Origin of the sequence: Cellulophaga fucicola (assembly GCF_900119145.1) — a bacterium.
GTDB lineage: Bacteria > Bacteroidota > Bacteroidia > Flavobacteriales > Flavobacteriaceae > Cellulophaga > Cellulophaga fucicola.
In genome coordinates this window covers 113,662-140,613 of record NZ_FPIY01000006.1, presented here as the reverse complement: position 1 = coordinate 140,613, position 26,952 = coordinate 113,662, and the positions used below count along the sequence as shown (strand labels likewise).

At 32.8% G+C, this 26,952-nt stretch carries 14 protein-coding genes; 4 read left to right on the top strand and 10 right to left on the bottom strand.

Annotation, left to right across the window (positions count from 1 at the left end; genetic code table 11):
- Window positions 1-635: glycoside hydrolase family protein (locus BT107_RS16020; RefSeq protein WP_483188803.1), on the top strand; the 635-nt coding region annotated here is incomplete at its 5' end.
- 641 nt (window positions 636-1,276) lie between these two features.
- On the opposite strand, the gene BT107_RS16015 is transcribed toward BT107_RS16020, so the two are convergent.
- The 10 genes from BT107_RS16015 to BT107_RS15970 all read right to left on the bottom strand — a co-directional run bounded on the left by BT107_RS16015 (window position 1,277) and on the right by BT107_RS15970 (window position 22,543).
- Complete coding sequence (locus tag BT107_RS16015; protein ID WP_072304848.1) at window positions 1,277-2,920, bottom strand: sulfatase-like hydrolase/transferase; 1,644 nt, start codon at window positions 2,918-2,920, stop codon at window positions 1,277-1,279.
- Between the two features lies 1 nt (window position 2,921).
- Window positions 2,922-4,754: an arylsulfatase gene (locus BT107_RS16010; RefSeq protein ID WP_072304847.1), complete on the bottom strand. Its 1,833-nt coding sequence runs from the start codon at window positions 4,752-4,754 to the stop codon at window positions 2,922-2,924.
- A gap of 3 nt (window positions 4,755-4,757) precedes the next feature.
- Window positions 4,758-6,575: a beta-agarase gene (locus tag BT107_RS16005; RefSeq protein WP_072304846.1), complete on the bottom strand. Its 1,818-nt coding sequence runs from the start codon at window positions 6,573-6,575 to the stop codon at window positions 4,758-4,760.
- 22 nt (window positions 6,576-6,597) lie between these two features.
- Complete coding sequence (locus BT107_RS16000) at window positions 6,598-7,989, bottom strand: glycoside hydrolase family 30 protein (RefSeq protein ID WP_170854751.1); 1,392 nt, start codon at window positions 7,987-7,989, stop codon at window positions 6,598-6,600.
- Window positions 7,989-10,865 (bottom strand): glycoside hydrolase family 2 protein, encoded by a 2,877-nt coding sequence (locus BT107_RS15995; protein ID WP_072304844.1) that lies wholly within the window; start codon window positions 10,863-10,865, stop codon window positions 7,989-7,991. The genes BT107_RS16000 and BT107_RS15995 overlap by 1 nt, the downstream gene beginning before the upstream one ends.
- Before the next feature lie 199 nt (window positions 10,866-11,064).
- Complete coding sequence (locus tag BT107_RS15990; RefSeq protein ID WP_072304843.1) at window positions 11,065-12,660, bottom strand: sulfatase family protein; 1,596 nt, start codon at window positions 12,658-12,660, stop codon at window positions 11,065-11,067.
- A gap of 25 nt (window positions 12,661-12,685) precedes the next feature.
- Window positions 12,686-14,068, bottom strand: a complete 1,383-nt coding sequence (locus tag BT107_RS15985; protein ID WP_072304842.1) for a sulfatase-like hydrolase/transferase — start codon at window positions 14,066-14,068, stop codon at window positions 12,686-12,688.
- A 2-nt stretch (window positions 14,069-14,070) separates the two neighbouring features.
- Complete coding sequence (galB, locus tag BT107_RS15980; RefSeq protein WP_072304841.1) at window positions 14,071-16,542, bottom strand: beta-galactosidase GalB; 2,472 nt, start codon at window positions 16,540-16,542, stop codon at window positions 14,071-14,073.
- A gap of 12 nt (window positions 16,543-16,554) precedes the next feature.
- Window positions 16,555-18,078, bottom strand: a complete 1,524-nt coding sequence (locus BT107_RS15975; protein WP_072304840.1) for a sulfatase family protein — start codon at window positions 18,076-18,078, stop codon at window positions 16,555-16,557.
- A gap of 151 nt (window positions 18,079-18,229) precedes the next feature.
- The gene (locus BT107_RS15970; RefSeq protein WP_072304839.1) at window positions 18,230-22,543 is read right to left on the bottom strand and encodes a two-component regulator propeller domain-containing protein; all 4,314 of its coding nucleotides are present in this window, start codon (window positions 22,541-22,543) and stop codon (window positions 18,230-18,232) included.
- Window positions 22,544-22,769: 226 nt separating this feature from the next.
- On the opposite strand from BT107_RS15970, the gene BT107_RS15965 reads away from it, so the two are divergent.
- The 3 genes from BT107_RS15965 to BT107_RS15955 are packed head-to-tail and all read left to right on the top strand — an operon-like array spanning window position 22,770 to window position 26,952.
- Complete coding sequence (locus BT107_RS15965; protein ID WP_072304838.1) at window positions 22,770-23,777, top strand: zinc-binding alcohol dehydrogenase family protein; 1,008 nt, start codon at window positions 22,770-22,772, stop codon at window positions 23,775-23,777.
- Between the two features lie 9 nt (window positions 23,778-23,786).
- Window positions 23,787-25,439 carry a UxaA family hydrolase gene (locus tag BT107_RS15960; protein ID WP_072304837.1) on the top strand — a complete coding sequence of 551 codons (1,653 nt, stop codon included), beginning with the start codon at window positions 23,787-23,789 and terminating at the stop codon, window positions 25,437-25,439.
- Window positions 25,440-25,473: 34 nt separating this feature from the next.
- The gene (locus BT107_RS15955) at window positions 25,474-26,952 is read left to right on the top strand and encodes a tagaturonate reductase (protein ID WP_072304836.1); all 1,479 of its coding nucleotides are present in this window, start codon (window positions 25,474-25,476) and stop codon (window positions 26,950-26,952) included.

The following is a 26,952-nucleotide window of genomic DNA, read 5'->3' as shown; positions in this document are numbered from 1 at the left end:
GAGATAAAGTAATTCCGTTTGGTAAAGAAGGAGAATGGGACCATAAAGCTACGCATGATCCACAGCCTCTGGTACATGACGGAAAAATTTATGTGTATTACAAAGCAGCATATAACAAATGGCCCGATAATAGAAGTAACTATGCTGTAGGGCATGGTTTGGCAATAGCAGAAGATCCTTTAGGGCCTTATAAAAAGCATTCTTTAAATCCAGTGATGCAATCAGGTCATGAGACCACATACTGGCCCTATAAAGGTGGTGTAGCTACCTTAGCTATTAAGGATGGTAACGAGCGTGAAACCATACAATATGCTGAGGATGGCGTAAATTTTAAAATGGCATCGAGTGTTTCTTTAACTCCTACAGCGGCAGCACCTTTTGCTCCAGACGCATTTACGGACACTAAAGATGGCAGAGGTTTTACTTGGGGCTTATCTCATTTTGTAAATGCGGGTAGTCCAGGAAAAGGATATACAATTTTAGGACGATTTGATTGCGATTTGAGTTTAGATTATGATGAGCCAGCTTTTAAGAGTACCGGTGTTTGGCATAAGCCCGAAGTTTATTTTGCACAAGGTATGGGTTCTATTAATCAACACCCAGAGGGTAGAGCGATAAAGAAAAATAAAGATTGATTTTAGAAGGGATTTTAAAATGAATTTGGAAGGTAATTATTTCATTTACTAAATGCATTAGTACATGGTTTAAAAGAGCGACGACAAATGCAACTACTAGAAGTGATTAGATGAAATATGTATTTAAGTTTACTATTGGTCTTCAAGCTTCCAAAATCTTAACCAATCAATTTTAGTGTAACGATTTTCTAATGGTTGTTCAAACCCCATTTCCTGTGCTCAGGTCTCTTCTATCCAATCATTTGTTAGCATCTAACTGTTACGATAGTTCATTAACACTTACCCATTTTTTACCACTAGGTTTAGGATCTTGATTTGCTAAAAAAGTAGGTTTCGAGTTAGAATCTGGTTCGTTTTCATTAACTGGAGTTTCAATTTGGTTTCCTTCTGTGACACATCTATAATGCTATTGCTAGAATTACTGCAGGCAAATACGGCAATCAATAAAATGAGCTATACTGCTTTAACTGTTTTGGTCATTAGTTTTAATTTTTAATAAAGTTAGCTCCTATTGAATTTAGTCAATTCGTTAAATGTTCAGAAGTGTAACACATATGGTTTTCAAGATATTCTAGTGCTGTTATAAGGTGTTTTAATAGTAGCTGTATTACATTAGTTTGTTGATTAATAGGTTGTTACCCTCAATGTTTCGCTTTTGGAAAAGCATCATTGGTATATCTTAAAACTTGTGATTTTCCTGTTCCTCTGGCTGCTGTTATTTCTACTTTCCATTGTGTTCTCAAATTATCTAAAACTGTAGCATATTCAAGATTTTCAGCTAAATTATTAAGCTCGGCTGAATCTTCTTTGAGGTTATACAATTCTTCATAAACCGGTTGTTCTCCATATAAAGGAGAATCTATATAATCACGATATGTTGCGATTTGAGGGTCATGCATACTATATAACATTTCATTGATCGGAATGCCAATTTGCTTTGCATATTTAATTTCTTTAGTGGCAGAAAAATTGTTGTTTTTGTAGTACCTAATGTATTTCCAATTTTTTGTTTGCACAGACTCACATCTAGGATTGCCGAAATGTGTAGACCATAAGTTTTCAGTATATACATAATCTCTCACTTCAATTTTTGAATCTTTTATTAAATCAGAGATATCTGTACCTTGAAAGGTTTCTGGAGCTTTAATATCTGCATAGGCAAGCATTGTTGGCGCAATGTCAATAGTTTGTACCAAGGCATCGCTTTTTAGACCTCTTTGTTTTTTAGTTGCATTAGGATCAAAAACAATTATGGGTACATGTGTAGTTTGCTCATAACACAATGCTTTTCCTCCAAGCCCTTGTTGCCCCCCAAAAAGGCCGTGGTCAGAGGTGAAAATGATAATGGTATTCTTATCTAACTTAAGAGCTTTTAATTTTTGTAGTAGGTTGCCAATTAGCCTATCTATACCCGTCATTGCTTGTAGTTCTCTTATGTAACGCTCTTTAATTGTTGCGGGTGTATCTACATAATTGTAACCAGTTTGCCTATCTTCTGTATGAAATAGACTAACAGGTAATTTAGTAGAGGTAATATCTTTTTTTGCAATATAATTATCAGGTAACGGAATAGCTATATCTCTGTATAAGGTTTTGTATATATCGTCATCACTATCTTTTAATTTCATAGAGTTTGTACCTGCTCCGTGTGGTAAATTAAAATTTATAGAAAGCATAAAAGGTTTATCTGCTGGTCTATTTTCTAAAAAATGTAATGCTCCTTTTAATTTACGAGCATTAGGATCTAAAAAATCGTCTATACCTTCATTAATAATTTCGGGTTGTGTAAAAGCTATAGCATCATTAAAAATAGCGTGATTGTCTTTTGGGTAAAACCCTAAATGTCCGTGCCCCGCATACCAATAATCAAAACTTTTTTCCATTAATCCGCTTTGATAACCGCCTTTGCCAATAGGAGCGTGGTTCTTGCCTACCCAACCTGTGTAGTACCCATTATTACGCATAACAACGGGATATGAGTTTTGCCAAGCAACATCAGAAACACTAGTGCCAGAATTAAAATTTACACCGTGCTTACGCTCAAACTGACTCAATAAAATAGAAATTCTGCTTGGCGTGCAAATAGCACTTGTAACGTGTGCATTTGTAAACAATACGCCATTATCTGCTAGTTTATCTATATTCGGTGTTTGTACAATTGTATTTCCTGTACAACCAAGCAAATCATAAGATTGGTCATCTGTAAGTATAAATACAATATTTGGTTTATCTTGAGCTTTGCAAAAAGCAGTACATATTAGAAGAACAAAAAATAGTTTTTTCATTTTATAACTTTTTAATATAAACGTAATAGGCTACATTTTTTTCTCCGTTTTTGGTGATAAAATTTGCATACAATTTAGTTTTACCTGCTTTTAAATTGATATTGAAGTTTGCTGATAAATCATTCTCTTTTACATCAATTTCTGATACTATTTGATCCTTAAACTCAATAGAAGCTTTGTTGTAATTTAAGTTTTTACCTTCTGGAATATCTTTTTCTAAACCAACAATTTCTTTAGTAGTAATTGGTGGAGTAGAAGTGTTAATTGCTAAGTTGGACTCTACCGGATACCTCCTTAAAGAAACTTTATAATTTCCTTCCTCTAAAACATCTACACTCCAATATCCTTTACCAATTTTACCTTGTCTAATTAGTACTTGGTTCCATGGTTGCATAGTTTCTTCTCCGTGTGTATCGTGTGCAGTTAGTGTAATTGGGTTTTCTTTAGTTGTGCCAATTTTAAAATAAATTTCTTTGTCAAAATCTTTAGATACTTGTGTCCACCAGCTATTGTAAAAGCTTCTCATTTCTGCTACTTTTTCTTTATTGGTAGCTGCAATATTGTTTCTCTGACCTATATCTGTGCTAACATCATAAAGTTCTTTACCGTTAATTAGACGCCATTTATTTTGCATTACAGCAGAGCTTTTCCATTTTTTTGGATTTTGAACACGTTGAGAGTCGGTAATTAAAAGTCTATTATTTAAGGTGTCTTTTCCGTTTAATATAGAAACAAGACTTTGCCCATCTATATTTAAATGATTTTTAGGTAAATCTATATTACACAATTCTGCTAATGTTGGTAAAATATCTATTTGTGCGGTAAGTGTATGTATATCTTTAGCGGTGCTTATTTTGCCATCTTTCCAATAGATAAAAAACGGAACTCTATGTCCGCCATCATAATGGCTGCCTTTTGCACCGCGCATACCTGCATTATACCCAGTAACTATTCCTTTTTTATTGTAGTAACCTGCAGATGTGCCATTATCTGTCATAAAAATTAAAATGGTATTGTCCGCTATTTTTAGTTCCGTAAGTTTTTTTCTAAGCTTTCCAAAATTGTCATCAATATTAGTAATCATTCCATAAAAACGCTTTTGTGTATCTGCTAAAATGGTATCGTTTAAATCCTTGTACAAATTGTAATACGCTTTAGGAACATTGTAAGGACCGTGTGGTGCATTAGGTGCTATGTAACAGAAAAAAGGTTTGTCTTTACTTTTTTGTATAAAATTAATAGCCTCGTTAAAAAAGACATCAGTACAGTAACCATTATATTTCTCTGGCTTACCGTTATGAAAATAAGTGTCGTTAAAATAAGTATTATTCCAATAATCTGGAGTTTGTTGCACACCACCACCACCGTGCATTACTGTTTCTTGAAAACCTCTGTCTTCTGGTCTAAACGGGTAATTGTCCCCCAAATGCCATTTGCCAAAGGCAGCTGTAGAGTAGCCTGCTTCTGCAAACATATTACCCAATGTTTTTTCTTTTTCTCTTAGTATAGACCAACCACCTACAGTGTGCCAAACGCCGGTGCTGTTTGCATATCTACCTGTCATTAAAGCGGCTCGGGTAGGAGCGCATGTAGGGCTAACATGAAAATTGGTTAGGTGGTAACTTTCAGAATACAACTTATCTATGTTAGGTGTTTGTATAACAGAATTTCCGTGAGCACCAACATCACCATAACCTTGATCATCTGTAACTACTAAAATTACGTTTGGTTTAGTAGTGTATTTAGCTATTACATCTTGTTTTTTAGACTGACAACTAAATAAAAATGCCAAGCATATAATTCCTAAAACATATGATTTATTAGAAAGGCTCATAATTTAGTTTTTAAAGTTTTCTGTATTCATAATTATAGAACTAACATAACCACCAGTATCAGGAAAAGTTAGTTCTACAGTATTTGTTCCGTTTTTAATGTTGTCTAGAGCTACAGGTATTGGTATTACCCCAAAAAACTGTTCTCTGCCAGTTTGGTCATAACCAGCCCAATTAGTTGGTACAGTAACTATAGTTCCATTTATTTTAACAATAGGTTTTTTAGATAAATTGTGCGTTCTACCAAGTCCCATTTTTAATGTTGCATTTCCTTTATTAGAAGACGTTACATTGTCTACTGAAAAAATTATTGGATTATTAGCTTTAATTTCTTGTAAACAATTTTTAGCATAGTAGTTATTTTCTTTAACAGTGTTTAAAAACTCATAGTTAGTCAAATCATAATCTATAACAACAGTTTCGCCAGCCTTTAATGTTATTTCTTTAGTGTCTTTAGCATTGGTAAATAAAACCAATTTAGGAATACCGTTTTTGTTATTGTAAGACCTTTTTATAGTAGCGTTTTTTATTAATTGTTTACTTGAGTTTAAAAAATCTAAGTTTATTTTTTGTGCATCATCAGCTAAATTGTTTAATGCCACATACCCTTTATTTTTATTGGCAAATACGTGTACTTGTATATCTGGATTGTTAGATGTTGCGTAAACACGATTGCCTTGGACATCTTTCCAAAGTTGCCAAAACTTTCTTAAGTGTGTGTATTTGTAAGTCCCATTTTTTTCTTTACGTAGTAATACCCAAGGGTAAGGATGACCTTCTGGGTTTCTACTATCTTTATAAAACCAAGTAGCTTTGCCAGTAATAAAGGGTACTGCTTTTAATAATCTATCTGGTTTATCTAATAGAGACATTAATATGTTATTGTATGATGTTAAACAAACACCATTTAAAATAGGTGAGTATGGTTGTCCTTGTAAACCTTTTGCAGTGTAACCATACTCCGATATAAGATGAGGTTTTACAACACCCCATTTTTGGTAACTATAAGACTCAATTAAATCTAAAATTGCCTCAGAATTACTGCCAGATCTATAATTAAAGTCGCCTTCTACATTTCTGCCATCATAAATATGGGTTGCAAAAAACTGCATACTTTCTCCAGCGATGTCCATAAAAACCTTCATTCTGGTGTTCCAAATTGCAAAGTTATTTTTGTCATATTCTGGCCAAGCAGCACTATAACCACCAACCATAATATTAGGAATTTCTGCGTGTACTTTATCTGCTACTATTTTATGAAATTCAGACATTTCTGAAATTACCTTAGGAGTCTTGTCATAACTATCTACAAAATCTTTTGCGTGTACAAAAGGTTCATTCATAACCTCATAATATTTAGGCATTACAGGATATGCTTTTTTAATATATGCAACGTTAAAAGTAGCGGTTTTTTCAAAATCCATTCCTAGTTTGTAAGCATCTCTAGGGTGGTCTGTAATAATTAAATCGGTTGTTTTTTGTGTAGCATACAAAGGAGAATTTTTATATCTCTCTGCATTTTCTAAAGCTAATTTTTTAGCATTTTGCACAGACATATCACCTTTTTTATATTTAGAATATGGTCCTGGACCACCAAAAGTTCTTCCAAACTTAATACCTAAATCATTAAATAAGTAGTCAGGGTCATCTGCTAAGTCGCCATTGTTATAAGAGCTGTGCATAGCAAAATATTTTTCTCTATTTAACTCACTTTCAGAACCAATAAATTTTTGTGTAGTAAAATCTATTTGTACAGTATTGTTCTGTGAAAAACCTACTAAAGTAATAAAGTAGATTGCGAAAAATAATTGTTGATTTTTCATATTTTTTTTTGAGTTATCATCCCTATTTTTTTATAGTTAAACGACATAATGCATCCTTAGGCAATTCTATATTTATTTCCTCTTCATCAATCATTAATCTTACAAATTGACTTGTTGATTTATCATTCTGAATTAACACTTTAATGTCATTGTTGTTGTTTTTTGTAGTTACAATTCTATGTTTTGAAATGTGAGCGATTCTTTTATCACCTTTAACTACAGCAGTACTAGCTAAATACATTGCATTATAATCTGGTGTGTATTGAACTTCTCCATTTTTACGATTAATAACCATTAATGAATTCTGTTTCCATCCCCAAGCACTTCTAGAAGTTTCATTTAAAATGATGTTCCAATAGCAGTAATTGGTGCTTCCTGCATTAATGTAATTAGCAATTTCAGACAATCTTTCTTTAGCTTGTTTGGTAGAATTATCACCATTGTAACACTTGGTTTCTGTGTTCATAATTTTCATATTTGGTGCTAATAAAGCTACTTCTCTCATAAAAGGTTCGTTTGCATATTGAAACCCAATTCCATCAAATTTACTAATAGTTTCAGGGTTTAAAATCTTGTAATGATCTCCTCTATTTATGGTTCTAAACGTACCTGCCCAAATACCTGTGTTTAGATTTTTCTTTTTAAAAGCAGGGATAATATAATTTAAACTTAATTCTTGTAATTGTTCTATGGTCATATTACATCCAGGAAATGGGGCATAGGTATCTGGTTCATTTTGAACACAAAAACGATCTATTTCTACACCTTCATTTTTATAAGCTTCAATATATTTTACCAAGTAATTGGCATATGCTTTGTAAATTTCTGGAGATTCTTTTAATCTGCTTTTTTCTTCATCTACATTGTTTTTATCCATAGTATTGCTATATTTCATCCATGCAGGCGGACTCCACGGGGATGCCTGTAAGAGCATAGCATTGTTTTCTTTTAACGCTACTTTTATAAACGGTAATAAGTATTTTTTATCTCTTTTTATAGAAAAGTGTTTCATTTTGTAATCTTCAGGAGCCATACTATAGCTGTAAGCATCTAAAGAAAAATCACTTGCTCCAATAGGCGTTCTATTAAAAACCAGATTTGCATTATTGGTGTTAAATAGATTTTTTACAACCTCTTTTTGTTTGCTTTTTGGTAGGCTAAATAATGCTTCACCGCCGTTTTCATTGAATGCACCTCCTATGCCTTCAATAGTTTGAAATTCAACTTCAGGAACCAGAACAATAAAATCTTTTTGATGTACTTTTTGCTTAGGATTGATATTTGTGTCATACTTTTTTATAGGTGAAGCTTCTCCTTTATCTAAAGAAACATAAGAAATTTCAACACTATATTTTTGGGCAGTTATTGTTGATGTTAATAATAAAGCTGTAATTAGAATTTTATAAATTTTCATTATTTTATTTGTTTTAAGATGAAACCATTTAGCCATAAAGTTCCTTTTTTATTGATGCTTTTAAACTTTATCGTAACAGCATTTGAACCATCTGATGTAAAGGTTGAATTTATAGAGATTGGTTTTCTTTCACCACTACTATCATTGTCATAATAATTCACAATATGGTCATCGGAAACTCTGGTAAAACTGCCTTCTACATCTTCTACAGTAACTTCTATATCATTGGTTAATTTAATATCTGTTTTTCTTGCATGGTGAAAGGTTTCTATAGCATATTTACCAGCTTTTAAGTTGGATAGCTTTAAAGTGATTTCTCCTTCTTCAACATAAACACCATCTGTACCTACAAAACTTAAATCACCAATCATGCTTGTGCCGTTTCCTAACCAATTTATTTTTTTGTTGGCACTAATTTCTATTTGAGTATTTGTGTGCTTTAAAATGAAATTTAAATCGTTGTTAGAATTTCCTGTCCATTCCTGCCAATCAAATTGTACCAATTGCTTTTCTCCTCCAATATCTACGCGTTCAATTGGATAATCGAAAATAGGTTGGGCGTGGTTTGCAATTTCGTTGGTGTTATATTTTACGGTATTAATTGTTGCTTTTCCTGACTTCAAGCCTTTTGCTTTTGCAGTTACTTTAATAGTTCCTGTGGCATTCGTTCCTTTTATATAGATAGCTGCAACACCATTATAAACTTTAGCCGGATTTGCATAAATTTTTCCGTTATCAATTATTTCACCAGCACCAGAAATTGAAAATTGAATTTCGTTTTTTGTGTTGGTTACGACTTCGCCATTTTCATCTAGAATAGAAGCGTATACCAATCTTATATCCGATCCACCAGCATAAAATGGTTGATCTGTGATATTATATTCAACTTTTATATGATGTGGTTTACCTTCTTTTTGTCTAGTAAATTCGATTACTTTTTCACCGTTTGAATATCCGATAGCTTTTAATGTGCCACTTTTCCAATTGTGCTTAAAAGTAAAAGAAGGATGATTTAAATTGGTTTTTGTAACATCATTATCAGGTAGCTGTCTTGCAATAAGTTTTCCGTTTTGATATAATGCTACTTCTTGACAATTACTAAAAACTCTAACTTTTCCATTTTTAGAAGCAGTTTCATCTGCAATATGTACTATTGGTTTTTTAACAAGTTCTGATTGATACCAATAATAAACAGGTTTGGGAACTCTGTAAGGTGAAAGTACACCATAAGTAGTCATGAAATCTCTAGACCATTGATCATCAATAATATCGGGTTGTAAATGATTGTAATCTGCACCTAACCAAGTAATGGCTGCAAAATTGTTTTTGTTTCCTTTATATCTTGATATGTGAAATTGATTAACTTCAGCATTTGGAGAACTTCCATGCTCCATAACCATCGTAAAAGCACTCTCTGGGAATTCAGTTCTACGATAATCCATAGTTGCATGCACATCTGTAACACCTTCATTTTTTGGTCCATCCCATGGAGCAGAAGCAGAGGCTGTTAATCTAAAAGGATCTTCTTCTTTGGCAACAGTTTGCATTCTTGGTACAGGACCTCTATGATTAATACCTGCTCCCCAAACAATAATAGATGGATGATTTCTATGATCACGAATCATCGTTCTTGTTGCTTTTTCTAAGTTTTCAAACCAAGTATCATCACCCCATTCAATCCATGTAGAAGGTTCTTCGTAAATAAATATTCCTAATTCGTCACAGGCATTTATAAAAGCATCATCTTGTGTATAATGAGATAACCTAATAATGTTCATTCCTGCTTTTTTGTATTGTAAAGCTTCGTTATAATGAAACGAATTTGGAACAGCATCACCAATATTAGGATAACTTTGATGACGGTTAGCACCTACTAAAAATAGTGGTTCTCCATTTAAAACAAATCCTTTGCCTTTTTCTAAAGAAAATTTTCTAAAACCAAATCTGTTTTCAACAAAATCAACCGGAGTTTCTTTGTCATAAATAACAGAATTTACACGATATAAATATGGTGTATCTGGAGACCATAAATGATACTCTTCTTCAACAGTTGTAGATTGTCTAAACGTATGTGTTGTATTGGCAGCAATATTAATTTCTGATATTAATTTCTTAATTACTAATCCATCTTTATCAATAATGTTGGTTATTATTTTACTTTTTTTAACTTTTGAACTTTCATTCTTTACAGTGGTTTTAATAGTAACAGTACCGTTATTTTTATTTACAGTTGGTGTTGTTATATGTACACCTGCATCAAAAGCTTCCCAATTAAAGTTTACGTGTAGTTTGTTTGTTGTAACTAAATATACATCTCTGTAAAGTCCACCAAATTTCACATAATCTGTTCTATGAGGATCTGGAGCTATCGTTTGGTTATAACTGTTATCTGCTTTAATTGCAATGGTGTTTTCTTCTCCAAATTTAACAAAACTGGTAATGTCAAAATGAAAAGGCGTGTATCCGTTTACGGCATAGTTTCCCGCTTTTTTACCATTAACCCATAATTCAGTTGCATTATGGACAGCTTCAAATTCTATAAATACTTTTTGAGAGGCATCTGCTTTAACGATCAGTTTTCTGCGATACCAGCTTACATCACGAAGGTATTTTTCTTGTACCCAAGTTTCTTTTACGCTATCTAACTCATAAGATATCAATTGTGGTGTATGGGGCACAGAAACGTTTTCCCAACTACTATCGTCAAAATTAGTAGCTGTAGGCGTATTAGGTAAATCACCTAAATGAAATTTCCAGTTAAAATTTAAGTTTGTTTTAGTCCTATCTCCAGACGTAAACCCTTCTGGTAATTTGTTGCTTTGCGCAAAAGAAATTACGGTTATAAATAAACTTAAGAATGCTAATTTAATTTTCATTGTAACGAGTTTGGTTTATGAGAAATTAAAATTATTTATTATTGGTCTATTAGGTAATTAGAAATGGATTGAAAAATAGAACATATGGTTTATTAAAAGTTTTTATACCCTTATCAGGACCTAGATCTAAAGTTTTTGCATAAAAAAAGACCTTGAATGGTGTTTTCAAGGTCTTAGAAATTTTGATAAAGAGAATTATTTATTTCAATTCTAATTCTGTTATTTCTTCTGTAGTTTCTCCTCGTAACTGTGTATATACAGAAATAAGTTCAGACAGTTTTTCAGCATTTGTTACGGCTAAGTTGTTTTGTTGTTCTTTATCTTCTTTTAGATTATAAAGTTGATACTCTTTATCTATACCCAATTCTATGTTTACTTGGTTATTTATTGCTTTACCCGGGTAAGGAGGTATTAATGCCCAGTCACCACTTCTTAAAGCAGTTTTTTTATTTGCCTCTACAACTAAATGCTTTCTTCCTGTGTTAGATGTTCCTAAAAAAACATCTAATAATTGTTTACTATCACTGGTACTAGTGTCACTGTTTGTAAGTTTAGCTAAAGAACTTAGTAAATCTACCTGGCAAACCAAAGCATTAGAAACGGCAGGTGTAATTTTTCCTTTCCAATAAGTGATAAAAGGTACGCGTGTACCAGCATCAAACAAGCTATATTTACCACCTCTTAATCCGCCTTTTGGATCGTGCTTTCCTAATTTTTCTACTGCATCATCAAAATAACCATCGTTTAAAACAGGTCCGTTATCACTTGTAAATACAATTAACGTATTTTCTAATAACTGCTCTTTTTCTAGGGTTTTTATAAATTCACCTATAATCCAATCTGCTTCTAAAATAACATCACCTCTTGGTCCCATACCAGATGTACCAACAAAACGAGGATGCGGTGTACGTGGTACATGTGGTTGTTGCAACGCATAGTATAAAAAGAAAGGTTTGTTTTTATGTTGTGTAACGTAAGACTTAGCCTCATTTAAAAAATGATCTGCCATATCTACATCGCTCCATTTAGCAGCTTCGCCACCTTTCATAAAACCAATTCTAGGAATTCCGTTTACAATACTATTATTATGTCCGTGATGCCATTTCATACTTAATAACTCCGGGTTGTTTTTACCTGTTGGCTGGTTGTCATAATTTTTAGAATAATCTATTTCTATAGGGTCGTTAGGATCTAAACCATCTACGTGTCCGTTTTTTATATAAACTGTTGGTACACGATCTTGCGTAGCAGCCATAATGTACGAATAGTCAAAACCAACCTCATTAGGACCAGGAGAAACACGTTCATTCCAATTTACATTTCCTGCACCAAGTCCTAAATGCCATTTACCTACAATACCAGTAGTGTATCCTTGTTTTTTAAGCATTTTAGGAATAGTAGTTTGCTCTGTATTAATAATAAGCGGAGCTGTACCGGGTAAAATGGCAGCATCTTTATTTCTCCAAGGATAAACACCAGTTAGTAAACCGTACCTACTAGGAGTACAAGTTGCAGAAGTTGCATACCCGTTTGTAAACCTAACACCTTCATAGGCTAACTTGTCAATGTTTGGAGTACTAATTTCTGTTGCACCATTTGCACTAATATCTCCGTACCCTAAATCGTCCATATAAATAACAACAATATTTGGTTTTGCAACCTCCATAGTTGTATCATTTTTTACAGGCTTGTCAGTATTCTTTTTAACTTCTTTACAACTGCTTATAAAAATTATAGATGCAAGTGCAAGAGAAACATAGAAACTCCTTTTTTTATTATTTAGTAAGTGTATCATTGTATTAATTTTGTAGCTAAATTTATTACTTTTTTAAGGATTTTTCTCGTGTTTGTTCCCATCTTTTTTCCTCTTTAACAACATTTTCTGCGTGTGGATCTAACCAACCAGGAGCTTTATTTTTAGAATCCCAACTTGCATACGATTTTTCTAAATCTGCGCATATATCTGGGTGTTTAGTAGCAATATCATATCGTTCTAAATGATCTTCTTCAATATTAAAAAGTAAGGTTCTGTTTTTATAAGCACTCTTATATAATTTGTACTTACCTTTTCTAACGGCATACTCAAAATTGCCAGAAGATCTCCAAAATAAGGTGTTGTGCGGAGTTCCTTTGTTTTTATTTAGTAAATAAGGCATTAAATCTACACCGTCTAATTTTACTTCTTTATTGGCATTACCACCGGCAGCATTTAAAAAAGTAGGAAATAAATCTAAAGACGAAATAGGTTTAGAATACAGACTCTTCTTTTTTATTTTATTTGGCCAGGATATAAAAAATGGTACTTTAATACCTCCTTCAAACAACATTCCTTTATGCCCCCTGTATGGTCTGTTGTCTGCGTGCTCTATTCTTCCTCCATTATCGCTTAAAAAAACTAAAATTGTATTGTCTTTTATACCATTAGCAATCAATGTAGAGTCTATTTTGCCAACATTTGTATCTACGGCATTAACCATAGCAGCATAAACACTTCTGCCAGCATACTCTATATGTTTAGTTTGCTCTAAGTATTTTTTTGTTGCTTGGTCTGGTGCGTGTGGTGCATTATATGCCAAGTAAATAAAGAATGGTTTTTTATCTTTTTTATTGATAAAATTGATGGCTTCATTGGTAAAATCGTCTGTTAAGTAGGTTAGTTCTTTCTCTGGAACTGGTTTTCTATTACGATAAATAGTCTGAATTTCATTTTTTGCTGTTCCCCAGTAATTCATTCCTCCACCAGGAAAACCAAACCAATGGTCAAAACCTTGTGCAGGAGGGTACAAATCTGGATGATCTCCTAAATGCCATTTACCAATTGCACTTGTTCTATAGCCTTGTTCTTTTAAGGTTTCAGACATAAGTTTTTCTGATAAAGGAGTACCTATAGTTTCATCGTTTTCTCCATCATATGGTATATTACAATCGTGACCAAAACGCGCCTGATATCTACCAGTAAGTAAACCTGCTCTAGACGGACTGCAATATGGGTGAGAAACATATCCGTTAGAAAAAATAACTCCTTCAGAAGCTATTCTATCTAAATTTGGTGTAGGAATATCTGTAGCACCATTAAAACCAACATCTGCCCAACCTTGATCATCTGTTAATACCACAATAATATTTGGTTGTTTTTGTGCAGTTATTAGTTGCGCAAAATAAAAGAAACAAAAAGCAAGTATTAAATTTTTAAGACTACTCATCCCTATTTAGTTTTTATAGTTATTGTGGTAGAGGTAAGGTTATCTGCAGTAGCTGTTAGTGTTATTTCTCCAGAATTTTCTGTGGATCTTATTATGGCTAAACTTTTACCAAAAAATGATTTTATATGATTTGCTTGAAAAGACTCTAATGAAGCAGAGTTACCATTGCCAACAGCCTCTAAACTGCCATTGCCAGATACTTTAAAATTAATTAGATGATCTGCTTTAGGGCATAAATTACCGTCTTTATCTTCAACCCTAACTGTAATAAAAGATAAATCTTCACCAGTAGCATTAATAGTATTCCTGTCTGCTATTAACTTTATTGCAGCTGGTTTACCTGCCGTTTTAATTTCTTTGCTAGTAACTTCTTTACCGTTAATATACCCAACAACTTTTAAGGTTCCTGGTTGGTAGGGTACGTTCCAAGATAATCTGTATTTAGAATTATATGCACCTTTTGTAAAGCCATTGTATTCTGTAAAAACAGGAGTTAAATCTTTTCCTTTAATTTTTTTACCATAAGATTTTCCGTTTACAAAAAGTTCTACTTCTTCACAATTTGTATAAGAATATACAGGTATGGTTTGGCCTTCTTTACTCTCCCAGTTCCAATGTGGTAATACGTGTACCATTGGTTCTGTTGTCCATTGACTTTGGTACAAGTAAAACCTGTCTTTAGGAAAACCACACAAATCTACTGGTGCAAAATACGATGCGTGAGATGGCCAATCATCATTCCAATACCCATTTGTAGAGTTGTCTCTTCCGCCATACGGAGTAGGTTCGCCTAAATAATCAAAACCGGTCCAAATAAACTCACCTAACGAATGTGGATTTTTCTCCTGAGCATCAAATTCTACATCCGGAGAGTATGCCCAAGGCGGACCAACAGTAACATCATAACTAGAAACTTGATTGGTTTCTTTAGTTACATTTTTATCTAAAGGCAATTCGTAATAACCTCTAGTACTTGTTTGTGACGATGTTTCTGATCCGTAAAAAATCATATAAGGATTCTGCTCTCTAATTTCGGCATAATAAGCAGGTTTGTAGTTTACACCAACAACGTCTATTTGGTATGCTAATTTGTTTGTAAATGAAGCAGGGTAGTAGTTAAAACCTGCAGTTGTAGGTCTAGAGTTATCTTCGTTATGGCAAATATCATTTAGCATTTTAGCTATTTTCCAACCATCTTTTTTGCCCTGCTCTAAAATTTCATTTCCAATACTCCACATAATTACAGATGGGTGGTTGCGATCTCTTTTTATCATATCTCGTAAATCTTTCTCTGCCCATTTGTCAAAATACTTATGGTAACCGTTAGGAACTTTAGCTTCTTTCCATTCGTCAAAAGCCTCATCTATAACAACAATACCAAGTCTATCACAAACCTGTAACATTTCTGTAGAAGGTGGGTTGTGACTTGTACGCAATGCATTGGCACCCATTTGTTGCATTATTTGCATTTGGCGTTCCGTAGCTCTATAATTTACAGCAGCACCCAAAGGACCAAGATCATGATGCATACAAACACCATTGAGTTCTACAGCTTTTCCGTTTAGGTAAAAACCTTCTTTTTTAAACTCAATAGTTCTAATACCAAATTCTGTAGTATACTCGTCTACAACCGTATTATTTATTTTAACACGACTTACCGCTGTGTATAAATTAGGTTTGCCAATATCCCATAAAGTAGGGTTAGGAACTGTAATTTCTTGTCTTTGTTTTTGTTCTGATGTTTTACCTAGTTCTATTTTGTTACTAGAAACAGCAACAGTTGTATTGTTTATATCTAAAATGGTAGTTTCTATTACAATGTTTTCAGTTGTATTTAATGTGTTTTTAATTTTAGTTTCTATGTTAATAATAGCTTTATTATCTGATACTTTAGGTGTAGTAATGTATGTTCCCCATTGCGGAATATGTATGGGTTCGTTTAACTTTAAACGAACTTTACGATAAATACCAGCGCCAGGATACCATCTTTCAGATAAAATTTCTGGAGCCAATTGTACTGCAATAACATTGTTTTCTCCAAATTTTATAAACGGAGTTAAATCATACTCAAAACCACTATAGCCATAATGGCGATCTCCAACAAAATTACCATTAATGTACACTTTAGAGTTGTCCATAACACCATCAAACTCTATAGAAATTTGCTTGTTTTTGTTTTTGGCCTCTACGGTAAAATGTTTTCTGTACCAAGCAATACCGTCTATAGGTAAACCACCGTTACGAGCATTATTTTTATCACTAAACGGACCTTCTATAGCCCAATCATGTGGTACGTTTACTTTTTTCCACTGACTATCATCTGTGCTTACAGATTCTGCATTAGGAACACTATCTTTTATAAATAACCAGTTTTTATTAAAATCCTGATCTGCTAAAACTTCTATTTCTTTATTTTGACAAGAAGAAAAGAGAGCTAGAAAAAGTAGTACAGTGGTTAACTTATACGTTTGCATATGGTTTATTTTTTAGTTTGATTTAAATTGAGGTTTAGATGTTGATAGGTCTAAAGAATCGTCCATTTCTTTTTGAAGCTCTTGCAAATCTTTAAAAAGTAATGCAACTCTGTTTTGTTCTTCAGGTAGGTTAGAAATATCATTCATTTCTTCAGGGTCTGTTTGTAGATTAAACAGCAGTACTTTTTTAATTTTAGGGTATACAAGAAGCTTGTAGCCATCTTTTCTTATCATTCTTTGTACATCTAAATACGCACCGTAAATACTATTGTAATTGCTTTTTGTATTATTTTGTTTTGCTAGCTGTAAAAAGCTATTAAACTCTATGTAATTAGGTTTTTGTACGCCTGCAATTTCTAATGAGGTTGCCATAGCATCTTGCAAGTAAATATCTGCTGTGTTCTTTTTATTTTTAGGAATATCTGGCCCCACAATTACCATTGGAGGTCTAATACTATGGTCAAATAAATTTTGCTTGCCAATTAGTCCATGCTTTCCCATTGCTAGGCCGTGATCTGCCGTAAAAATGATGTAGGTATTATCCATTTTTCCCGATTTTTTTAATGAAGCTAGTATTTTTCCTATCTGGGCATCTAAGTGTGTTATGCTTGCGTAATACTCTTTTATGTGCGTTTTTATAGCAAGTTCTGTTCTAGGAAAAGGAGCCAAAGCCTCGTCTCGTAAATTATCACCATTGCCAATACTTTGTCTGTATGGATACTCTGGTAAAAAACTGTTGGGTACACGAATATCTTCTAAGTTGTACATATCTTGGTATTCTTTTGGCGCTTGTCTAGGATCATGTGGAGCATTAAAAGCCAAGTACATAAAAAACGGTGTCTCTTTTTCTTTGGCAGTGTTTATAAAAGAAATGGCATCATCTTTTAAAACCTCGCTCCAATGTGTACCTCCTTGCCAATAACCACCTTTAGTAATATCTGTTGGTAACCAAGTGGTGTCTGTAGCAGTTAATGGTCTGTTGTAACCATTGGGCATAATTGTTTTAGAATCTGGATTTTTAGTTTTGTAAAGAGAATCGAACTTTGCAACCATTGTTGCGTGGTCCCAAGCATCTTTAGGCATACCTGGTCTTATATGTGCGGTATGTTTAAAAACTTTTGTGGCTGCAGCATCTACGTGCCATTTACCAGTCATATACGTGTCATATCCGTTGTTTTCTAACAATTTTGCCCACGTTTTATCTATAGAGTCTTGTTTTTTCCAATTTTGTCTAAAATTATTAGCTCTCCAAACCGTTCTTCCAGAAATAAGCATAGCTCTAGATGCAGCACAAACTGCGCCGCTCCAGGATCCCATATTATAAGCGTTAGTAAACGTTGTTCCTTGATGCACAAGGGCATTCATATTAGGAGTTTTAATTTCAGAATTTCCTAAGGCATTAATAGACGTGTATGTTTGGTCATCTGTAAAAATGAAAACAATGTTTGGTTGTTGTTTTTTTAACTTAGATTTTTCTTTTTTATCACAAGCACTAAGCGTAAGCACTATTATTAAAACAGCTGCAAAAATCTTCATAACTATATCTTTTACAATAAAATTATTGCACGCACTAAAAGTGTGCGCACAATAATAAAATTAACTCCTATGTAACAAAGTTGAGATTTGCAGCTTTAAAAGCAGATTACAGATGGTTTTAATAGTAAAACATATGTTTTAATCTTGTGAGCTATTCCTTATTAGGGCTGTCTTCGTCTGTAATTCTTATGTATTTGCTAGGAACAACACCAAATTGTTTTTTAAAGCATTTAGAGAAGTATGATGCTGTGTTAAAACCAGTCATATACATTATTTCCTTTACAGATAAATCGCTCTTTTCAAAAAGCTGTACAGCTCTTTTTAGTCTAATGTTTCTTATAAATTCACTAGAAGAAAGACCAGTTAGTTCTTTAATTTTTAAATACAAGTTACTTCTACTCATATTCATTTCCTTTACCAACATTTCTACACTAAATTCTGAATTCATCATATGTTTTTCTACAATTTCTATAGCATTTTGTAAAAAGGTTTCATCAGAAGATGTTACTGTAACTTCGTTAGGTTGAAGCGTAATTTCACGGTTAAATTTTCGTCTTAATTTTTCTCTATCATTTAAAATATTAGAGAGTTTAAGCTCTAGTAATTCTAAGTCAAAAGGTTTTCTAATGTAAACATCTGCACCCGTTTTAAGACCTTCAATTTCTTTTTCTTGAGACGTTTTTGCGGTTAGCATTACCACAGGAATATGACTGGTTTCTTGTGTAGATTTTATTTGGTTACAAAAGTCAATACCATCCATAACCGGCATTACCAAGTCGGTAATAACAATATTAGGAATAAATTTTTTAGCAAGTTCTAGTCCTTTTTTTCCATTTTCGGCTTCATAAATATAGTAGTTCTCTCCTAAGCCTTTTTTTATAAAAGATCTAATATCTGGGTTGTCATCAATAATTAAAAGTATAGGTAATTTAGATCTAGACCTAGTCATATTTTGGTCTATAATATCATCCATAAAACTTATGGCGTGAGACTCTGCATCTACCTTACTAATAAATGTATTGTCTTCAAAAACCTCATGGAAGTTAAGTTCTTTTTTTTCTTCATATGTTTCTTTTTCTTTTGGTAACCAAACATAAAAAGTAGATCCGTTTTCTGAGTCGCTCTTAACCTTAATTATACCTTGGTGTAGCTCTACTAAGTTTTTGGTAAAAGATAAACCAATGCCTGTACCTTTAGTATTTACGTGGGTTGTTAAACCAATTTCTGTATAAAAACGTTCAAAAATATGTTGTAATCTATGCGCAGGTATGCCAGGTCCGGAATCTTTTACTTGTATAACTATATACTTAGATTGATCTATGTTGAGCTCTATATCTTCTGGTTTTTTAAAATCTGTACCATTGAATATATCTAGTTTAATGTTGCCATTTTCTGGAGTAAATTTAAATGCGTTAGAAAGTAAATTATTTATTATTTTTTCAACCGCATCGGTATCAAACCAACATAAAATAGATTCTTTAGAAACATTAATTTCAAAATTAATATTCTTTTTTCGACTTAAAAACTGAAAAGGTTCACCAACATCTTTTAAAAATTCTACAATATTATTTTTACTTAGATTAAGGCTCATTTTACCGTGATCCATTTTTCTAAAATCTAATAACTGATTTACTAAGCGCAATAAGTAATCTGTATTTTTACGCATTAATACATACTGGTCTTTTGCCTCTTTTGGGGTAATGGTATCTGCTTTTTTTAATAAAAAGTCTAAAGGACCTTTTATTAAGGTTAATGGAGTTCTAAACTCGTGAGATATGTTTGTAAAGAATTCTAATTTTAATCTATGAATTTCCTCGTGCTTTTCCTTTTCTAAATGTTCTAATTCTAGCTGATGTTTTTCTGCAGATCTAATTATAGTAAACCTCCTAAATGCAAGTAAAAGAACAATTGCAAGTAGTACGTATAAAATTTTAGCAAGGTTTGTTCTCCACCAAGGCGGTGTAACGTCTATTTTTAATTCAATTGGAGTTTCGTCCCAAATATAGTCATTGTTAGAAGCTTTTATTTTTAGAACATAAGATCCAGGCTCTAAATTGGTATAGGTAGCATATCTGTTTTTTGATGTGGTATATATCCAATCCTTATCAAAACCTTCTAGTTTATAGGCGTATTTGTTTTTTCTGGATGCCGCGTAATGTAATGCAGCAAACTCAAAAGAGAAGCTATTTTCACTATACTTTAGTTTTATTTTATCAATGGAGTTTATAGATTTATCTAAAATTACTCTTCCGTTTATACGTTCGCCAATTGCAACAGGTTTGTTAAAAATAGAGAAGTTGGTAAGTACAGTTTCAGCTTTAATTTTGTTACTAATTATTTCTTCAGGATAAAAAGTAGTAAACCCATTTACACCACCAAAAAACAACTGGCCTTCTTTGGTTTTTAAGGCTGTTAGCTCGCTAAACTCGTTACTTTGTAATCCGTCGTTAACATCGTAATTCTGAAAAGTTTCATCCGTAGGGTTAAATTTAGATAATCCATTATTTGTAGACATCCATAAATAACCCTGGTCATCATCTAAAATTCCTTTAATAACGTTGTTTGGCAAACCATCTTTTTCTGTGTAACGCTTAAAGCTTATTGTTTTATCTTTATGTACAATAACTTTATTTAATCCACCGCCAAAAGTACCAACCCAAATAGTTCCAGATTTACTCTCAAAAACAGTTAATATATAGTTGTGACTTAATGTAGTTTTGTCTTCAGGATTATTTTTAAAATTTTGAAATTTTGGTGCTTTAGATTTTTGCTGTTCAGGAGCTAGCTTACTTAAGCCATTACCTGTAGCAAACCATTTATTTCCTTTAGAATCTTCAAAAATATCTCTAATAATATTATTAGGTATGCTAAACTGTTGGTTGTTGCTTTGCCTTAAAATATCTTTAGTAAAAGTTGTACCATCTTTGTTTATTAGCCATCTGTGTACACCATCATTATAGGTTCCTATCCATATATTTTTATTTCTATCTTGTAAAATAGAAAATACACTGCCAGATACATCCGGAATCAACTTTAAATCGCTTTCTGATAATTTTTTATTGTTAGTGATGTCAATTTCAAAAAGCCCAGGAGAAAACTCACCTCCAATAAATATTTTTCTTTTATTTTTTAATTCTATTTCTTCAATAGCAAATATTTTGTTGACATTATCAAAGTGCTGAAATTGGTTAAAATCCTTGGTGATGTTATTCTTTTTAATAAAATTTAGTCCACCACCTTCTGTCCCTACCCATAAGTTCTGACGACTATCTTCAAAAATAGCACGTACTTTATCATTGCTTAAGCTATTAGAATCTAAACTCTTTTTTATGTGAGAGAACTGCTTTCTATGCGGGTCAAATTTATTTACACCACCACCATTAGCACCAGCCCAAATAATACCAGTATGGTCTATAAACAAAGATTTTATAGCATTTTTGCTTAGACTATTGTTGGGGTTTTTTGGGTCGTATTTATAAACACTAATTAATTGTGGTATTGCTGTGCTAGATGTGTTAGAAAACTCTAATAAACCATTATCTGTACCTGCCCATATATTATTGTTTTTAATAGAAATTGCATTGCAGACACCTTCATGTAAAAACTCAACTTGGTTGGTTTCTTTAGTAGGTATATATCTGTATAAACCTTCGTTGGTACCTAAAATTAAATTACCATAATTATCTTCGGCAATAGTTTTAACATTGACATTAGGAAGATTAATAAGGTGGTTTACAGATTGAAAATATATGTTGCCATTATTGTCTCTAGATAATTTTGATAAACCGTTTATACCGCCAATCCAAACTTGATGCTTACTGTCTTCAAAAAAAGAACTTACATTATTTGTGTTTTTAATAGGTACAGAACTGTTTTGGTATAAGTTGTAATGTGTAAAATTTAAAGAATCTGTGGGTTTGTTTAAATCTACCATACTAACACCTTTAACAGTGCCAACCCATAACCTATTGCTGCTATCTCTAAAAAGTACAGTTATATAATTACTTTTTAAACTACTGTCGTCTTTTGGATCGTGTTTGTAGGTTTTAAACTCTTCGGTTTCTCTATCAAAATAATTTAATCCACCACCTGTAGTACCAATCCATAAGTTTCCTTTATCATCATCAATAATTTTCCAGATTAAATTACTACTTATACTTTTCTTGTTTTCTGCATCAGGTTTAAAAATGGTAAAGTTGTAACCATCATATCTATTTAAGCCATCGTGTGTACCAAACCACATAAACCTATTATCATCCTGAAAAATAACATTAACATCGCTTTGCGATAAACCATTTTCCGTAGATAGGTGTTCAAACTTTAAAGAGTTTTGCGCATATGTAGTAGTAGTTAATATTAAGAATACACCAACTGTTAATAGCAGTATTCTTTGGTAAGCATAAAGTTTGGTAGGGCTATAGGTCATACTAACAAATATATCAAAATAGTAGATACAATAGGTCATATGGTTTTTTGTATTCACTAAATAAAAAACAAGTAAGTTATATTTAAATAATTGTGTATCAGTTATTTGAATTTGGTCTACTGGTGTTGCTAAAGGTTAACAAACAACATATGTTCTAGCTTTTAAAACATATACTGTAATTAACAAAAATGATATAAACGAACTTTACCAATGATCTAATAGTAGTATTGACTGTTAAAATAAACTAACAATAACGCCATAAATAATGAAGTATATAGTTTGTGAAAAACCAGGAGAATTTCTTTTAAAAGAGAAAGAAGCACCAGTTAGAAAAGAAAATGAAGCCTTATTAAAAATTAATAAAGTAGGTATTTGTGGTACAGATTTACACGCTTATGGTGGCAACCAAGCTTTTTTTACATACCCTAGAATTTTAGGTCATGAATTGGCTTCGGAGGTTTTAGAAATTGGAGAAAATGATAAAGGAATTAAAGCAGGTGATAAGGTAGTTGTAATGCCATATATAAGCTGTGGTACTTGTATAGCTTGTAGAAACGGAAAAACAAACTGTTGTACAAATATTAAAGTTTTGGGCGTGCATACAGACGGTGGTATGCAAGAACAAATTACCGTGCCAACTACTATTTTAATACCGGCAAATAATTTATCTAATGACCAAATGGCAATTGTAGAACCTTTGGCTATTGGTGCACACGCTATTAGAAGAGCAAAGATTGTAAAAGGAGAAACTATAGCTGTTGTGGGTTGCGGTCCTATTGGCATAGGAATTATGAAACTGGCACAAATTGCAGGTGCTAAAGTAATTGCTCTAGATTTAAATGAGCAAAGACTACAATATGCTAAAGATAAAATAGGAGTAGACTATACTGTAAATGTAGCAGAAGATCCTGTAGCTAAAATTACAGAGATTACAAATGGCGATTTATGTACTGCTGTTTTTGATGCATCTGGACATAAAGGAGCATTAGAAACTTGTCCGTCTTATATGTCTCACGGAGGAAGATTTATACTAGTAGGCCTTTCTAAAGGGGAGTTAATCTATACACACCCAGCTATACACGCTAAAGAAATGACGTTAATGTGTAGTAGAAATGCAACAACAGAAGATTTTGAACACGTAATTAATGTGCTAGATCAGTTTCCTACAGATTCTTTTATAACGCACACTGTACCTTTTACAGAGATGATTTCAAATTTTGACAGTTGGCTTAAACCGGAAACAGGAGTAATAAAAGCAACTGTAAATTTTTAAAAAATAGCAATGTCTAAAAACTACGTACAAATAGATGCTAAAGACAATATTATAGTGGCCATTACTGCATTAAATAAAGGCACTGTAGTAAGTATTGCAGATAAACAAATAGTTTTAAAAGAAGATATAAAGCAAAAACATAAGTTTGCTTTGTGTGATTTTGAACTTGCCGATGAAGTTTATATGTATGGTGTTTTAATAGGCAAAGCAACAACTGCTATAATGGCTGGTACAGCTATTACAACGGAAAATATAAAACACGCTTCAGCAACCTTTAATAATGATAAAAAAGATTTTGTTTGGAATGCTCCAGATGCATCTAAATTTAAAAATAAAACATTTAATGGCTACCATAGAGAAGATGGTAAAGTAGGCACTGCCAACTACTGGTTGGTAATACCACTAACTTTTTGTGAAAACAGAAATATTGATGTTATAGAAGCTGCACTTGCAGAGAAACTAGGCTACCAAACAAAAAAAGATTTTGCAGTAGATACAGATGCTTTAATTAAGCAGTATAAAACAGGAGCAAGTAAAGATCAAATTTTAAATACACCTATAATTACCACACACGAGGAAATGGCTAAAAATAGGGTGTTTCCTAATGTAGACGGAATTAAATTTTTAAAACACGATGGCGGTTGTGGCGGTATACGTCAAGACTCAGAAACCTTATGTAAATTATTAGCAGGTTATATATGTAACCCAAATGTGGCAGGTGCTACAATTTTAAGTTTAGGATGCCAAAATGCGCAAATTTCTATGTTGCAAGACGCTATTTTGGCTATTGATCCTAACACTACAAAACCAGTATATTATTTAGAACAACAGCGTAGTTTAAGCGAGCGTAAATTTATTGAAGAAGCAGTTAAACATACATTTTTAGGTTTAATAGAAGCTAATAAAATTACTCGTAAACCAACACCGCTTAGTAAATTGGTTTTAGGCTTAGAGTGTGGTGGTTCTGATGGGTTTTCAGGAATATCTGCTAACCCAGCTCTAGGCTATGCATCAGATTTATTAGTAGCCTTAGGTGGTAGTCCTGTTCTAGCAGAGTTTCCAGAACTAAACGGTGTAGAACAAGAAATAATTAATAGGTGTGTTACAGAAGAAGACTCTAAAAAGTTCTACAATTTAATGCGAGCATATTCTGCAGCAGCAGTTGCTGTTGGTTCTGGTTTTGAAAACAACCCGTCTCCCGGAAACATTAAAGATGGCTTAATTACAGATGCTATGAAATCTGCCGGAGCAGCAAAAAAAGGAGGTACATCTCCTGTAGTAAGTGTATTAGATTATACAGAGCAAGTGCATATGCCAGGATTAAATTTATTATGCACACCAGGGAATGATGTAGAGTCTACCACCGGTTTGGTTGGTTCTGGTTGTAACGTAGTGGTATTTACAACAGGCCTAGGTACGCCTACGGGAAATCCTGTTGCACCTGTTTTAAAAATGTCTAGCAATACTAGTTTGTACCAACGTATGGAAGATATTATAGATATAAACGCGGGGACTATTATAAGCGGGGAGGATACCATAGAAACTATGGGAGAAAAAATTTTAGAACACATTATAAAAGTAGCTAGCGGAGAACTAGCATCTAAAGCAGTAACACATGGCAATAACGACTTTATTCCGTGGAAGAGAGGAGTTTCTTTATAAATACTATTTACATAGTAAACAACGCATTGTAAAAATGACAACAAAAGAAAAAACGATACAACTAGTAGATAGGAGTACAGCACAAAAGCCAGTTATACACCCCATACGTGTTATGCAGTTTGGTGGAGGTAACTTTTTACGCGCTTTTTGTGATTGGATGTTTGATGTGTTAAACAAAACAACAGATTTTAATGGTAGTGTAGCTGTAATAAAACCAACAGAAAGAGGTGATTATACAGCCCTTAGAGCACAAGATGGCTTGTTTACTGTTGCTTTAGATGGTATAAAAAACGGAAAAACAATTTCGGAGGTTACGTTAGTAGAATCTATAAGTACAGTTATTCAACCTTATACAGAGTGGGATAAGTACTTAGAATTAGCAGAGTTACCAGAATTACGGTTTATAGTTTCTAATACTACAGAAGCCGGAATTCTGTTTTCTAAAAATGATAAAATTACAGATTGCCCTCCAAAAGAGTTTCCTGCAAAGCTAACATTGTGGTTGCATCACAGGTATAGTTATTTTAACGGGGCAGAAGACAAGGGGTGTATTTTATTGCCTTGTGAGTTAATAGAAAATAACGGTGAGGCTTTAAAAGAAACAGTTTTACAATATGCAGAGCATTGGCAATTAAAACAAGGGTTTATAGACTGGATTTTAAATTGCAACCATTTTTGTTGCACACTTGTAGACCGTATTGTTTCTGGTTATCCTGCAGACAGGGTTGCGTCTATAGAAAACAATATAGGTTTTAAAGATAAACTTGTAGTTGCTGGGGAAGAATACCATAGTTGGGTAATAAAAGCAAATGCTATAGTACAAAAAGAGTTACCTTTTTCTAAAACAGACCTTAATGTACAGTTTGTAAAAGATTTAGCAGATTACCGAGAAATGAAAGTGCGTATTTTAAATGGCGCACATACATCTTTAGTTCCGGTTGGTTATTTAGCCGGACTTAGAACAGTAAAAGAGAGTATGGATAATGATGTGGTTAGCAATCATATTTTACAAGTTTTAGCTACAGAAATTAAACCTACACTAACCAATTTTTCAGCAAAAGAAATAGATGCTTTTATAAACTCAGTTATAGACAGGTTTAAAAACCCTACGCTTGAACATTTTCTTATTACAATTTCCTTAAATAGCACTTCAAAATTTCAGGCAAGGTTGTTACCTTCTTTTATAGAATATACCCAGTTATATGACTCTTTTCCTAAACGAATAGCTTTTTCATTGGCAAGTTTAATTCGTTTTTATAAAGGTAGTTTTAATGGGGAAGCTATTGCTGTTACTGATGATAAGTTGGTTGTAGAGTTTTTTAAAAACCAATGGAAAATGGTAGATGAAAAATCACAATCTCTATCAGATTTAGTAAAGCACACTTTAGCTAATAAAAATATAATGGGCAAAGATTTAACTCCGTATAAAGGGTTAGTAGAATTTATAACCAAAAGCATTATAGCTATTGAAGAAAATGGAATAGAACAATGTCTTAAAAGTTTAGAAAAATAA

Coding starts and splice junctions, on each gene's coding strand:
- BT107_RS16015 (WP_072304848.1), bottom strand. CDS start 2,920: ATGAAAAAACTATTTTTTGTTCTTCTAATATGTACTGCTTTTTGCAAA.
- BT107_RS16010 (WP_072304847.1), bottom strand. CDS start 4,754: ATGAGCCTTTCTAATAAATCATATGTTTTAGGAATTATATGCTTGGCA.
- BT107_RS16005 (WP_072304846.1), bottom strand. CDS start 6,575: ATGAAAAATCAACAATTATTTTTCGCAATCTACTTTATTACTTTAGTA.
- BT107_RS16000 (WP_170854751.1), bottom strand. CDS start 7,989: ATGAAAATTTATAAAATTCTAATTACAGCTTTATTATTAACATCAACA.
- BT107_RS15995 (WP_072304844.1), bottom strand. CDS start 10,865: ATGAAAATTAAATTAGCATTCTTAAGTTTATTTATAACCGTAATTTCT.
- BT107_RS15990 (WP_072304843.1), bottom strand. CDS start 12,660: ATGATACACTTACTAAATAATAAAAAAAGGAGTTTCTATGTTTCTCTT.
- BT107_RS15985 (WP_072304842.1), bottom strand. CDS start 14,068: ATGAGTAGTCTTAAAAATTTAATACTTGCTTTTTGTTTCTTTTATTTT.
- galB (WP_072304841.1), bottom strand. CDS start 16,542: ATGCAAACGTATAAGTTAACCACTGTACTACTTTTTCTAGCTCTCTTT.
- BT107_RS15975 (WP_072304840.1), bottom strand. CDS start 18,078: ATGAAGATTTTTGCAGCTGTTTTAATAATAGTGCTTACGCTTAGTGCT.
- BT107_RS15970 (WP_072304839.1), bottom strand. CDS start 22,543: ATGACCTATTGTATCTACTATTTTGATATATTTGTTAGTATGACCTAT.
- BT107_RS15965 (WP_072304838.1), top strand. CDS start 22,770: ATGAAGTATATAGTTTGTGAAAAACCAGGAGAATTTCTTTTAAAAGAG.
- BT107_RS15960 (WP_072304837.1), top strand. CDS start 23,787: ATGTCTAAAAACTACGTACAAATAGATGCTAAAGACAATATTATAGTG.
- BT107_RS15955 (WP_072304836.1), top strand. CDS start 25,474: ATGACAACAAAAGAAAAAACGATACAACTAGTAGATAGGAGTACAGCA.